Source organism: Pseudomonas sp. BF-R-01 (assembly GCF_019946615.1).
GTDB classification, from domain to species: domain Bacteria; phylum Pseudomonadota; class Gammaproteobacteria; order Pseudomonadales; family Pseudomonadaceae; genus Aquipseudomonas; species Aquipseudomonas migulae.
On sequence record NZ_JAGYFX010000029.1, the window covers coordinates 21,011 to 34,712 of the forward strand.

Below are 13,702 nucleotides of genomic sequence, written 5' to 3' on the forward strand. Positions count from 1 at the left end.
AATGAGGTATGCCATGCGTGAAGTGGTGATCGTCGACAGCGTGCGGACCGGCCTGGCCAAGTCCTTTCGCGGCAAGTTCAACCAGACCCGTCCGGACGACATGGCGGCCCACTGCGTCAATGCACTGCTGGCGCGCTCGGGCATCGACCCGGCCAGCGTCGAGGATTGCATCGTCGGCGCCGGCTCCAACGAAGGCGCCCAAGGCTACAACATCGGTCGCAACGTCGCGGTGCTGTCGCGCCTGGGCACCGGCACCGCCGGCATGACCCTCAACCGTTTCTGCTCCTCGGGCTTGCAGGCGATTGCCATCGCTGCCAACCAGATCGCTTCGGGCTGCAGCGACATCATCGTCGCCGGTGGCGTCGAATCCATCAGCCTGACCATGAAAAGCGTCAACACCGACAACCTGATCAACCCGCTGCTGAAAGAACAGGTGCCGGGCATCTACTTCCCCATGGGCCAGACCGCCGAAATCGTTGCGCGTCGTTACAACGTCAGCCGCGAAGAACAGGATCTGTACGCCCTGCAAAGTCAGCAGCGCACCGCTCAGGCGCAGGCCGCCGGGTTGTTCGACGACGAAATCGTGCCAATGGCGGTGAAGTATCGGGTTGAAGACAAGGCCACCGGGCAGGTGCAGATCCTCGATGGCGTCGTTGATCGCGATGACTGCAACCGTCCGGACACGACCCTGGAAAGTCTGGCAGGGTTGAAGCCGGTGTTTGCCGAAGACGGTTCGGTGACGGCGGGCAACTCGTCGCAGCTGTCCGACGGTGCGTCCATGACCCTGGTGATGAGCCTGGAAAAAGCGCTGGAACTGGGGTTGAAGCCGAAGGCGTTCTTCCGTGGTTTCACCGTGGCGGGTTGCGAACCGGATGAAATGGGCATCGGCCCGGTATTTTCGGTGCCGAAGCTGCTCAAGGCCAAGGGTTTGCAGGTGGCCGACATTGACCTGTGGGAACTCAACGAAGCGTTCGCCTCGCAATGCCTGTACAGCCGCAACCGGCTGGGGATCGATAACGAGAAGTACAACGTCAATGGCGGCTCGATTTCCATCGGTCACCCGTTCGGCATGACCGGGTCGCGTCAGGTAGGGCATCTTGTACGGGAGTTGCAGCGACGTAATCTGCGGTACGGCATCGTCACCATGTGCGTGGGTGGCGGGATGGGCGCTACCGGGTTGTTTGAAGCGGTGCGTTAAGCGCATAACGTTTGTGGCGAATGTTACATCGCCTTCGCGAGCAAGCCCGCTCCCACAATGTTCTGGGGTATTCACAAATTATGTGATCGCCACAAAACCTTGTGGGAGCGGGCTTGCCCGCGAAGGCAGCGCCTCGGTCTATCGACAGGCGCTCAAAAGCTGCATCCGCGCGATGTAAGCCGCAATCTCCCGCGCAGCCGCCTCCGGGTTTTCAAACGGCCCCTCCAGGGTGTTTTCCCGGGTGCTGAAATACAACTCTCCATTCACCCGACACATCCGGTCACTGCGAAAGTGCACGGCGGGGGCGTTGTCCTGGGCGCGCATGCCGTACATGGCGGTCTCCTGAAGGGGGCTGCTGTTGGCGGATCCAATGAGCTTATGCATGAACCACTTGCAACGCCTGGCCAGCCGATCAGCGGCACATCGCCAATTTATTGCTGCGACCCGCACAGTTTCATTTGCGTCCGGCAGACAACTGTCCCTGTGTACCAGGCACCGCTGAGCCTAGAATGACGGCTCTTGCCATCTGGCTTTGAGGTACGCATGCACATTTCATCGGGGCGCTGGGTTTATGGTCTGTTCCTGGCCTTGTTGACTGCATTTTTGTGGGGAATCCTGCCGATCAAACTCAAGCAAGTGCTGCTGGTGATGGACCCGGTCACGGTGACCTGGTTTCGCCTGATGGTGTCCGGCGGCTGCCTGTTCATTTATCTGGCAGCGACCCGACGCCTGCCGAGCCGCAAAGTGCTCGGCCCGCGCGGTGGCTGGCTGGTGGTGATGGCGGTGCTCGGTCTGGTGGGCAACTACATCCTGTACTTGATGGGCTTGAATCTGCTCAGCCCTGGCACGGCGCAATTGGTGGTGCAGATGGGCCCGATCATGTTGCTGATCGCCAGCCTGTTTGTGTTCAAGGAACGCTTCAGCGTGGGGCAGGGGATTGGCCTGCTGGTGTTGCTGATTGGTTTCGGACTGTTTTTCAACCAGCGTCTGGTTGAGTTGTTCACCTCGCTGAGCGACTACACGGCGGGTGTGCTGCTGGTGTTGTTGGCGTCCACGGTCTGGACGTTCTATGCCCTGGGGCAGAAGCAGTTGCTGACGGTGTGGAATTCGTTGCAGGTGATGATGGTGATTTACCTGTTCTGCGGGTTGTTGCTGACACCGTGGGTGCACCCGCTGGAAGCGCTGCAACTGAATCCGCTGCAAGGCTGGCTGTTGCTGGCCTGCTGCATGAACACCCTGATTGCGTATGGCGCATTTGCCGAAGCGCTGGCGCACTGGGAAGCCTCGCGGGTGAGTGCGACGCTGGCGATCACGCCGTTGGTGACGTTCGCGGCGGTGGCCATGGCGGCCTGGTTGTGGCCGGAGTATGTGCATGCCGAAACGATCAATGGCCTGGGGTATGGCGGGGCGGTGCTGGTGGTGCTGGGGTCGGCGCTGGTGGCGTTGGGGCCTTCGTTGATTGCGGGGCTCAAGGCGCGGAAGGTTCGGATGGCGGCCAGTTAGACCGCGTTATCGTTCTTCGCGGGCAAGCCTCGCTCCTACAGGTTTTGTGTCGTTCACAGATATAGTGATCGACACAAACCTTGTAGGAGCGAGCGGGCGGCGATCCGACTTGCCCGCGAAGACTGACTAACAGTCACCGCAATACTCAGCCCTTGGCCCCAGCCTCCAGCATATTCTCCGGCCTTACCCACGCATCAAACTGTTCATCGGTCAGATACCCCAACTGCAACGCCGCCTCCCGCAACGTCAGCCCTTCGGCATAGGCCTTCTTGGCAATTTCCGCCGACTTGTCGTAACCGATATGCGGGTTCAGCGCCGTCACCAGCATCAACCCACGCTCCAGATGCTCGGCCATTTTCTCGGCATCCGGTTCTAGGCCGGCGATGCAATGCTGCTGGAAGTTGCTGCAGCCATCGCCCAGCAAACGGATCGATTGCAGCAGGTTGTGGATGATCACCGGTTTGAACACGTTCAGTTGCAGATGCCCCTGACTCGCGGCGAAGCCGATGGCCACGTCGTTGCCCAACACCTGGCATGCGAGCATCGACAGGGCTTCGCACTGAGTCGGGTTGACCTTGCCGGGCATGATCGAACTGCCGGGTTCGTTGGCCGGCAATTTCACTTCGGCGAAACCGGCACGTGGCCCGGAACCCAGCAAGCGCAGGTCGTTGGCGATTTTCATCAGGGTCACGGCGAGGGTTTTCAGCGCGCCGGACAGCGTGGTCAGCGGTTCATGCCCTGCCAATGCGGCGAATTTGTTCGGTGCGGTGACAAACGGCAGGCCCGAGAGCGCAGCCAGCTCGGAGGCAATCGCTTCGCCAAAACCGTGCGGCGAATTCAGCCCGGTGCCGACGGCGGTGCCACCTTGGGCCAGTTCACACACATCGGGCAGGGCGCTGCGGATCGCCCGTTCGGCGTAATCCAGTTGCGCGATGAACGCTGAGAGTTCCTGGCCGAAGGTGATCGGCGTCGCATCCATCATGTGGGTGCGGCCGGTCTTCACCAGCTTCATGTACCGCGCGGACAGCTCGGCCAGACCGCCCGACAGTTCGCTGATCGCCGGCAGCAAATGGTTCTGCACTGCCTGCGCGGCGGCGATGTGCATCGCGGTGGGGAAGCAGTCGTTGGAGCTCTGCGAGCGGTTGACGTGATCGTTGGGGTGCACCGGCACCTTGCCGCCGCGCGGGTTGCCGGCCAGTTCGTTGGCACGCCCGGCGATCACTTCGTTGACATTCATGTTGCTCTGGGTGCCGCTGCCGGTCTGCCAGACCACCAGCGGGAACTGGTCGTCGTGTTTGCCGTCGAGCACTTCGTCGGCGGCCTGTTCGATCAGCCGGGCGATGTCGGCGGGCAGGTCGCCGTTGCGGTCATTGACCCGCGCCGCGGCTTTCTTGATCAGCGCCAGCCCATGCAGCACCGCCAGCGGCATGCGCTCGTTGCCGATGGCGAAGTTAATCAGCGAGCGTTGCGTCTGAGCGCCCCAGTAGGCCTCATCCGGCACTTCCACCTGGCCAAGGCTGTCGGTTTCGATACGGCTCATCATGCACACTCCTGTCAGTCTGATAGCGCAGTTTAGGCCGTGATCGCCGGCCGTGGTTCCATCGGTCAGTATTTTGACCATTCAACCCCTCTAATTCAGGCACGACAAGGCTTGGGGTTGAGCGACACACTTTTTTAGGCGCAGAATGGACGCCCTTGGGGTTTTACCTCGCCTGCTAGAAAAGGAAACTCGATGACTCGTCTTCGTGCCATCTGTACCGCGGTTGCACTGGTTTGCGCCAGCGGCCCTGTTTTTGCCGATACCGCCAGCCACAACGCCAGTGCCGAAGCTTTCCTGACCCTGGCGCACGCTGACAAATTGGGCACTCCGGTGTACATGCAAGTGCAGCAAATGTTCGCTCAGCGCTTTGAACAGACCAAAGCCCCTGAATCGAAAAAAGCCTTGCTGGAAACCTACCAGGCCAAAGCCAACGCCGCTCTGGACCAAGCCATTGGCTGGAACAAGCTGAAGCCGGACATGGTCAAGCTGTACACCTCCAACTTCAGCGAATCCGAGCTGAAAGACCTGGTCGCGTTCTACCAGTCGCCACTGGGCAAGAAAGTCCTGGAAAAAATGCCGCAGCTGACCCAGCAATCGGCCCAGATGACCCAGGCCAAGCTCGAAAGCGCCGTGCCAGTGGTCAACAAGCTGTTGGCTGACATGACCAACGAGCTGGACCCTAAGGCTAACGCCGCTGCACCTGCTGCCAAGAAAAAGCCTTAAGCGGAGTTCGGTATGACCATGCAACAACGCATCGAATCGACGCTGGGCCTGTTACAGCCCGAGCACCTGCAAGTGCTGGATGAAAGCCATATGCACAGTCGTGGGTTGCAGACCCATTACAAGGCCGTGGTGGTCAGCCAGCAGTTCGAAGGGCTCAACCGCGTCAAGCGTCACCAGAAAGTCTACGGCACGCTCGGCGAGCTGATGGGCGAGTTCCATGCGTTGGCGCTGCATACCTACACGCCTGAGGAATGGGCACAGATCGACACGGCTCCGGCCTCGCCGACCTGTGCTGGCGGCTCGCATTGATGTCCCGCCCCTTGTAGGAGCCGGCTCGCCGGCGATGGCGTCCTCGAGATTGCCATCGCCGGCAAGCCGGCTCCTACAGAGGAGCGTTTATTTTTGCTAGAATCCGCAACGCGCCGCTTACCCGGCGCGTTTTTTTTCGCATCCGGTTCACCCCTTACGAGGGTAGCCACCTGGAGAATCACCCATGACACAACAGATTGTCGTGGCGGCACTGTATAAGTTCGTCACCCTGGAAAACTACGTCGACCTGCGCGAGCCGCTGCTGCAGGCCATGGTCGACAACGGCATCAAAGGCACGCTGCTGATCGCCGAAGAAGGCATCAACGGCACCGTGTCCGGCAGCCGTGAAGGCATCGACGGGCTGATGGCCTGGCTCAAGAACGACCCGCGCATGGACGACATCGACCACAAAGAGTCGTACTGCGATGATCAGCCGTTCTATCGCACCAAAGTCAAACTCAAGAAAGAAATCGTCACCCTCGGCGTCGAAGGCGTGGACCCGAACAAAAAGGTCGGCACCTACGTTGATCCAGAGAACTGGAACGCGCTGATCAGCGATCCGGAAGTACTGTTGATCGACACCCGCAACGATTACGAAGTCTCGATCGGCACCTTCGAAGGCGCCATCGATCCGAAAACCACCAGTTTTCGCGAATTCCCCGACTACATCAAAGCCAACTTCGACCCGGCCGTGCACAAGAAAGTCGCGATGTTCTGCACCGGCGGCATTCGTTGTGAAAAGGCTTCGAGCTACATGCTCAGCCAGGGTTTCGATGAGGTTTACCACCTCAAGGGTGGCATTCTGAAGTACCTCGAAGAGGTGCCGCAGGAAGAAACCAAATGGCAGGGCGACTGCTTCGTGTTCGATAACCGCGTGACCGTTCGTCATGACCTCAGTGAAGGTGACTACGATCAATGTCACGCCTGTCGTACACCGGTTAGTGTTGAAGACCGCGCGTCCGAGCACTATGTGGCCGGCATCAGCTGCCCGCATTGCTGGGATAAGCTGAGCGAGAAGACCCGGCGCAGTGCCATCGATCGGCAGAAGCAGATCGAACTGGCCAAGGCTCGCAACATGCCGCACCCGATCGGCTACAACTACAAGCAAACCCCTTCCGAGGCTTGAACCATGTCTGCACGCCGCCTGCTCTATGTGATGGACCCGATGTGTTCCTGGTGCTGGGGCTTTGCGCCGGTGGCCAATGCGTTGGTCGAGCAGGCGCAGGCGGCGGGTGTGGACGTGCATTTGATTGTGGGCGGTTTGCGCACCGGCAGTGGTTCAGCGTTGGAGCCGACCACCCGGCGCTACATTCTTGAACATTGGCAGGCGGTCACCGAGGCCACCGGTCAACCGTTCAAAATCGAAGGCGCATTGCCCGACGGCTTTGTGTACGACACCGAGCCGGCCTGTCGGGCGTTGGTGACGGCGCGCAGCCTGGCGCCGGATTGCGCGTGGAAACTGCTTGGTCTGATCCAGCATGCGTTTTACGCAGAAGGGCGCGATGTCACCCACGCCAGTGTGCTGGTGGAATTGGCGGAGCAAGCCGGTTTGCCGCGCATCGAGTTCGCAGCCGCGTTCGATCGCGCCGATCAACATGCCGCGACTGCGGCCGATTTCACTTGGGTGCAGGACCTCGGCATCGCCGGTTTCCCCACCTTGCTGGCAGAGCGTGATGGTCAATTGGCGTTGTTGACCAATGGCTATCAGCCTCTCAGCGTATTGTCACCGCTGCTCGGCCGCTGGCTGGAGCGCGCTGCCTGTGCATGATCTGCCCGACGACGCCCCCACCGCTGCACGTGTCGACCGTCTGAGCTGGGCGGAAATCCGCCGCCTGGCCCTGCATCACAAGAAATCCCTGTGGATCGCCAACGGCGTGGCCGTGCTGGCGACGTTGTGCAGCGTGCCGATTCCCTTGCTCTTGCCCTTGCTGGTGGACGAAGTGCTGCTGGGCCATGGCGACGCCGCGCTGAAAGTCATGAACCACGCACTGCCCGAAGGCTGGCAGAAAGCGGCGGGGTACATCGGCCTGATGCTGCTGGTGACCTTGTTGCTGCGCTGCGGTGCCTTGTTGTTCAACGTGGTGCAGGCCAAGTTGTTCGCGGCACTGGCCAAAGACATCGTGTACCGCATCCGCCTGCGGCTGATCGAGCGCCTCAAGCGCATCTCGCTGGGTGAATACGAAAGCCTGGGCAGCGGCACGGTGACCACGCACCTGGTTACTGACCTGGACACGGTGGACAAATTCGTCGGCGAAACCCTCAGCCGTTTCCTCGTGGCCATGCTGACCCTGATCGGCACCGCGAGCATCCTGATCTGGATGCACTGGAAGCTGGCGCTGCTGATCATGCTGTTCAACCCGCTGGTTATCTATGCCACGGTGCTGCTGGGCAAGCGGGTCAAGCACCTGAAGAAACTCGAGAACGACAGCACCTCGCGATTCACTCAAGCGTTGACCGAAACCCTCGATGCCATCCAGGAAGTGCGCGCCGGCAACCGTCAGGGTTTTTTCCTCGGGCGCCTCGGCCAACGTGCGCGGGAAGTGCGCGATTACGCGGTGAACTCCCAGTGGAAAACCGATGCCTCGAACCGGGCCAGCGGTTTGCTGTTCCAGTTCGGTATCGATATTTTCCGCGCCGCGGCGATGCTCACCGTGTTGTTTTCCGACCTGTCCATCGGCCAGATGCTCGCGGTGTTCAGTTACTTGTGGTTCATGATCGGTCCGGTGGAACAACTGCTGAATCTGCAATACGCCTATTACGCCGCCGGTGGTGCGCTGTCCCGAATCAATGAGTTGTTGGCAAGGGCCGATGAGCCTGAATACCCAGGCGGTGTCGACCCGTTCAACGGTCGCGAAACCGTGGGTATCGAAGTCCAGGGATTGAGTTTCGGTTACGGTGACGAACTGGTGTTGAACCAGATGAACCTGTCCATCGCTCCCGGTGAAAAAGTCGCGATTGTCGGCGCCAGCGGCGGCGGCAAAAGTACGTTGGTGCAATTGCTGCTGGGCCTTTACACGCCTCTGGCCGGAACCATTCGCTTCGGCGGTTCGACCCAGCAGGACATCGGCCTGGAAACGGTGCGTGAAAACGTAGCGGTGGTCCTGCAACATCCGGCGCTGTTCAACGACACCATCCGTGCCAACCTGACCATGGGCCGTGAGCGCAGTGACGAAGCCTGCTGGCAGGCGCTGGAAATTGCGCAGCTGCACAACACGGTTCGGGAATTGCCCAATGGCCTGGACAGTATCGTCGGGCGTTCCGGCGTGCGCTTGTCAGGTGGTCAGCGCCAGCGCCTGGCGATTGCACGGATGGTGCTGGCCGAACCGAAAGTGGTGATCCTCGACGAGGCCACTTCAGCGCTGGATGCCGCCACCGAATACAACCTGCACCAGGCGTTGGCGCGGTTCTTGAGCCACCGCACCACGCTGATCATTGCGCACCGATTGTCCGCCGTGAAGCAGGCCGACCGGGTGCTGGTATTCGATGGCGGGCAAATTGCCGAGGATGGCGACCATCAGCAATTGATTGCCGAGGGTGGTTTGTACGCCAAGCTGTACGGGCATTTGCAGCAGCACTGATCAGTGCTGCGCGACTACTTCCAGATCACATTCAACGCCTCGGGATTGCCGTCATAACCGAATTGCTTCATGACGATTGAACACGAGTCGCAGGGGGCCATGGTGGTGGCTATCGTGATGGACTCAAGCTCCTGAGAGTCCGGATATTTCTGGCGTATGACGCTGATGAGTTTGCTCTCGGTGTCCAGTGAAGTAGGGCGTTGGGTGAGTGCGGGCGTATACGTCTCGATGTTGTCGATCGTGTGCGGAATCGCTCGCAACTTGCCAGAAGCGGAGACGTTCAGCGATGTCTGTGGGAAGTTAGCACCGTGATCGATGTTGAAGTAACTCGTACCTTCGTCGATCACCTCTTTCGAGCCTCTGTTTCTCTCAAACAATGGCAGGTAAGCGGTGTCACCCTGCCTGCCGGAAACGCTGACATAAACCTCCCGAATGCCCTGTCTTGTCTTGATTTCAGCGAATGCAACATTGCGCAGTTTGCCCAATTCACTGTTATGAATGGCGCTGATGCGTTGCTGTAGTTCCAACATGACGCCATCGATTCTCAACGCCTTGGGCCCATCCCGAACCGACGATTCCAGGGTGATAACGGTTCTCTGAAACAGTGTATTGAATACTTGCGCTGTCGTTTCACGGACACTTTCCGGAGCATTCCTGGACGCTGACCAGGTCGTTGCGCCATCGGTGGAGTGCCTGACGATCATTCGGGTCGAGTGATCGAACAGCACGGCTTCGCCGGGGCTGGTATCGACCTTGATCAGCCTGAGTGTATCGGGCGGATTGGCATGGCCGCCGATAGGTATGGCGATGTTGTCCATCGCTCTCATGGCGCGCTCAACGAGAGTCACACCGTAAATCCTCGCCATGTTGTTGGCATTCAACGAGCCGGTGTACACCACCATCAACTCGCGCCGCAGTTCGGCGGGCAAGGTTGACGCTTGCTTGAAAGTCAGTGCGTTACGCAGGCTTTGCCCTTTTGCCAGTTCGGCAACGTAAAAATCCCCCGCATCAAGACGTGTGAAAACATACCGTTTCGAACCGTCTACGGAGTCCACGATGACGGCTCCGGAGTGGAAGGTATCGGTCACACCTTTTTCGGTCACGTTGACTTTGACACGCCCGTAAATGCCTTTGCGGAATTCCATCGTCGCGTCGAGTGTTGTGTGAGTGGCCAACGAAACCTTCGTCAGGGGGGCGCCCGCAGTGCCTGGTGTGTAAATGCTGTCGCCAAACCAGGTGGCCCATCCCTTGGTTTCATCGAAGGCGCCAACCGCGGGTGTCGGGGCCGGGTCTCGCGTCACATAGCGAGTCGTGCACACATCTGCTCCCGGGGCGCGTCTCGGTCGGCAAGGTATCGACTTCAGCGAATCACTCGCGTCAATCAAGTCTGCACGGCGTAGCGTGTCACCCTCCAGCCGGTACGGCACGTCATCGATGAACAGCGTGGTTCGGCCGTCCACTTCAAGCACTTCTCGTACGTGGCGTGTCTTGGCTAGCTCCACAACCGATTGCTGGTTGCGGCTTTCCAGGGTGCTGTAGTGCGATTGCCCGGGAGAGAAGTCACTGGCGCGGGTGGTCAACGACGGGCCATAGGGCTTGGAGGACAATGGATCGATCAGGCGCAAGTCGGTCTTGCCAGAGGTGCCGATGTTGTGAATTGGCACATCATCTATGCCTTTGATGCTGGCTAGCTGATCTCCCAGCGTTGCAGGCTTCCAGCGTCCGGCATCACTCAACTGAGGCAAGCTGCGCACGTACTCGTAGTAGCGGATTTTCCCCACGAGTTCGTTAAATTCGAACGTGACGGTTTTATAAATGTATCGCACCGATTTGCCCAAGCCTTTGAGCAGCGCGGGAATAATCTCAAGCGGATTCAACGCTCGCAGTGTCGATACCAGCAGCGTTTTTGTCAGCGTTGAAAATGAAGGGAGCGTTGCGCGTGTGGCCAGTTGGCCCGCGTTACTGATCAGTCTGATCGAACCCGTGGCGAATTTGCCAATGGGGATCACGAACGAAATTACATCGAAAAACAGGCCGACTATTCCCAGGGCGATGCGATTCTTATCGCCTGACATCACGTCTTCGACAGGGCCCCAGAACGGTACAAACAACTTGGCGATCTTGAATATCTTTCTACGTTGAGCTTCTTCGAGTTCAAACCTGGTCTGACCCTTCGCAAAGGTGCGCAACGCTTGCGGGTCAACGAACAGGAGTTCGGTCGCAATGTGTCGGCTGATCGCCAGTGAGCGGCTGGACGACAGGGTCAATGGGGCGCGTTGATGATGCTCCGTGATCTCGGAACTTGCGCTGAAGGCTGGTGGCAGCTGATCGATGATGGCCTCGCAGAAGGCCGTTGCCTTGGGCAGGGTGCCGTTCGAATGCGCATCCCAGTCGAAGGGTAAATGCCTGTCGCGGATGACATCGACATAGGCCCCATTGGAGGTGGTTGCCATCGCCCCGATCCGGGGAATCAACAACGTCGCATCAAAATTTTCGAGGCGACGTATTACCCCGGCTTTCGGGAGAAGTTCGTAAAAAGTGCTGACGGAAACGGCGGCTTCGTCCCCGATGGGCTCGTTTGTTTGAGTCGCTTGCAGGATTACGCCGTTGCGCGCTCTGAGCGGCAACGTAATTTCGGGCGTTTCGTCTTTGGCGGCGACTTTGCGGGTTTCTTTGCGCAGGCTGTAAATCTTGACTTCACCCACCTCCAGCGCCAGGCGGTCGGCATAGGGGAGTGAGGTTAACAGCGTTCTGATCAATGTCTGGTAGGCCGTCGTGATCGTTTCCAGATGCCGCTTGAACGCATCGTCAAACAGCGCAGGGACATCGGGGATTTTGGTAAACGGTGACAGGACTGGCCGAAGGCGGCCTTCCCAGTTGATGCCGGGAACAGGCCATGGCGCTTCGGTTTTGACATACCGATCCTTGTCCATCCTGATCCATTGTTTGCTCAAGGTCTCGCCGTCAGCCTCAGTCACAAACCATTTTTTCTGATCGTCGAACATGCCGGACGCCAAGACATCGGTGAACGAGTAGTACTTGTATTCCTTACCCCTGAGTGGCGGCGGGTCGCGAAAGCCGATCGAAGCCAACTCGTCATGCCTGGCCAGTTTGCGTCCATCGGTATTGAAGGCTTCGCTTCCGAACAGCGTTTGTATTTCAGCCTTGGCGATGGCCAGCCGTTTGGGTGGCTCTTCATTGATTCGGATAACCGCTTGATTGACCTCGTTCGAGTGTTTTTCCAGTTCGGAGCAGGCTCGTTCGATGTCGGCTTGCGTGTAATCCTTGAGGTCTTTTTGCGAAACGAAACCCTGGGTGACAGCCCAATCCAGGGTCGGAAGCAGCCTGGTGAGACTGAGGAGGTTCAATTCTTCCGTGGTTGCCACTTCGGCCCTGTGCATGGGCAAGTTGACCAACTGCTGGAAGCTCAGTCTGTCCAGCAATTCGGGGGAGACGGATTTGACGAAATTGACTCCGTTGAGGAAGTTGACCCAGACAGCCGTGCTCCGGTAAGCAAGATCTGCCGGAATGTCCCGGACACGAAACTCAAATGGGAACCGGGACAAAAACAATCGCGAAATGACCACTGCCTCTTTTTCCGACGATGCGAGTTTTGACGTGAGTAAATGGGATTCAAATGCCTCGCGGATTGCCTGGTAGCTCTTTCCCCAGTTCGAACGACTTCGCCAGTTGTACCCGGCGATCAAATCGCTGGAATCCAGGGTCTGTGCACAAAGCCAATACTGCAGCGCATTGGCTATCAGTCTGGTGCGGATGTAAGGCGAAGTCTCTTCACCGGTTTTTCCTCCGTACCAATCCATTGTCGTCAGTAAGGTGTTTCCTAGTTTTTGAGCCTCCGCGCTCTGCAGGATTTTTTCGAGGTATACACTCGGCGTCGCGCGCACTTGTTCAATCGTTGCAGTAGAAAGAACGTCCTTGGCAAGGTACGCCAGCGGTGAAGTAACGCTCTCCGGCAGAAATTGATTAACCGCATCGACTATTTCGCCGCGGACCTGGCCGCTATGGAGTAACTGCGTATCGACTGGAGTGCCAGGAAATGCTTGTTGGATAGTCGCGAACGTTTCCAGGTCCTTTTCTGTGGGAGGGGACTTCAGATCAAGGGCTTCAAACTCGTCCTCCAGTCTCAAACGATGGGCGGCGATCCTGTCCTGAACGACCTTTATCGTGACCTGAACTATTTGCGGGTTTCTCGACGTCAATGCAATACCGTAAAAGACGCACATTCTTTCTAAGCCAATGGTGCGGTTTGAATTCAACACTCCGCCCAGTAATGCTGCTGCCCGCTCAATCCGCAGTTTCAGCGGCTGCCATTTGGCGTGCTCGGTCAACTCCAACGTGACTTTATGTCCTGTGTTCTTCCAGGCCTGATAGACATACTTGCCCTCCTTGAACGCAACGGACAGATCGCCGTGCTTTATTTCAAGTTTTGTGCACATATCGATGTAATCCCGATCGCGCAGCACTTGCCACAACGCTTTTAATCCATCTGCGCTCACCTTGGTGAGTGGTGAATAAGGTTTTAGTGGCAAGACGGGCCATAGAATGTTTACCGGTGTTTCGCGCAAGGCCGCGAGCAGAAGTTCGTAATCCTCCAGTTGGCCTGCATGTAACTCAGCCTCGGAGGGTGAAGGTGGGTTTGAAGTGTTCGATTGCATGTAATTGCTTCTCTTGATTATCGGTTGATCTGCGCATCGCTCTGGTGCGATGGCGTCGTTGGCCGATTTCAAGCGAAAACAAACAGGAGAGAGTGGTACATAGTTAGGTGATGGCGGCTTTTCTCCTGGAACTGTGTCGCGAGGTGTGTCCGCCTCTCACTGAAAACCGTTATTT

At 58.3% G+C, this 13,702-nt stretch carries 10 protein-coding genes; 7 read left to right on the plus strand and 3 right to left on the minus strand.

What is annotated here, in order from left to right; genetic code table 11:
- Positions 1-13: 13 nt before the first annotated feature.
- Complete coding sequence (locus KGB27_RS13260; protein ID WP_192227884.1) at positions 14-1,198, plus strand: thiolase family protein; 1,185 nt, start codon at positions 14-16, stop codon at positions 1,196-1,198.
- Positions 1,199-1,336: 138 nt separating this feature from the next.
- Here KGB27_RS13260 and KGB27_RS13265 read toward each other — a convergent pair whose 3' ends face one another.
- A complete protein-coding gene (locus KGB27_RS13265; protein WP_008040923.1) occupies positions 1,337-1,531 on the minus strand; it encodes a DUF6316 family protein in 195 nt (64 codons plus the stop codon).
- A gap of 210 nt (positions 1,532-1,741) precedes the next feature.
- On the opposite strand from KGB27_RS13265, the gene KGB27_RS13270 reads away from it, so the two are divergent.
- On the plus strand, positions 1,742-2,701 hold the full coding sequence (locus KGB27_RS13270; RefSeq protein ID WP_008035685.1) for a DMT family transporter: 960 nt from the start codon (positions 1,742-1,744) through the stop codon (positions 2,699-2,701).
- A 145-nt stretch (positions 2,702-2,846) separates the two neighbouring features.
- Here the strand turns inward: KGB27_RS13270 and KGB27_RS13275 are convergent, their stop codons facing one another.
- Complete coding sequence (locus tag KGB27_RS13275; protein ID WP_223554807.1) at positions 2,847-4,241, minus strand: class II fumarate hydratase; 1,395 nt, start codon at positions 4,239-4,241, stop codon at positions 2,847-2,849.
- Positions 4,242-4,433: 192 nt separating this feature from the next.
- Between KGB27_RS13275 and KGB27_RS13280 the strand changes: the two genes are divergently transcribed.
- The 5 genes from KGB27_RS13280 to KGB27_RS13300 all read left to right on the plus strand — a co-directional run bounded on the left by KGB27_RS13280 (position 4,434) and on the right by KGB27_RS13300 (position 8,851).
- Positions 4,434-4,964, plus strand: a complete 531-nt coding sequence (locus tag KGB27_RS13280) for a DUF2059 domain-containing protein (protein WP_008035681.1) — start codon at positions 4,434-4,436, stop codon at positions 4,962-4,964.
- Between the two features lie 12 nt (positions 4,965-4,976).
- Positions 4,977-5,273: a BolA family protein gene (locus KGB27_RS13285; RefSeq protein WP_008035680.1), complete on the plus strand. Its 297-nt coding sequence runs from the start codon at positions 4,977-4,979 to the stop codon at positions 5,271-5,273.
- A gap of 184 nt (positions 5,274-5,457) precedes the next feature.
- Positions 5,458-6,399 carry a rhodanese-related sulfurtransferase gene (locus tag KGB27_RS13290; protein ID WP_008035679.1) on the plus strand — a complete coding sequence of 314 codons (942 nt, stop codon included), beginning with the start codon at positions 5,458-5,460 and terminating at the stop codon, positions 6,397-6,399.
- A 3-nt stretch (positions 6,400-6,402) separates the two neighbouring features.
- The gene (locus KGB27_RS13295) at positions 6,403-7,041 is read left to right on the plus strand and encodes a DsbA family protein (protein WP_008035678.1); all 639 of its coding nucleotides are present in this window, start codon (positions 6,403-6,405) and stop codon (positions 7,039-7,041) included.
- Positions 7,034-8,851: an ABC transporter ATP-binding protein gene (locus KGB27_RS13300; protein ID WP_008040921.1), complete on the plus strand. Its 1,818-nt coding sequence runs from the start codon at positions 7,034-7,036 to the stop codon at positions 8,849-8,851. Before KGB27_RS13295 ends, KGB27_RS13300 begins: the two co-directional genes overlap by 8 nt.
- Positions 8,852-8,865: 14 nt before the next feature.
- On the opposite strand, the gene KGB27_RS13305 is transcribed toward KGB27_RS13300, so the two are convergent.
- Positions 8,866-13,527, minus strand: a complete 4,662-nt coding sequence (locus tag KGB27_RS13305; protein ID WP_223554810.1) for a deaminase domain-containing protein — start codon at positions 13,525-13,527, stop codon at positions 8,866-8,868.
- Between the last annotated feature and the right edge of the window lie 175 nt (positions 13,528-13,702).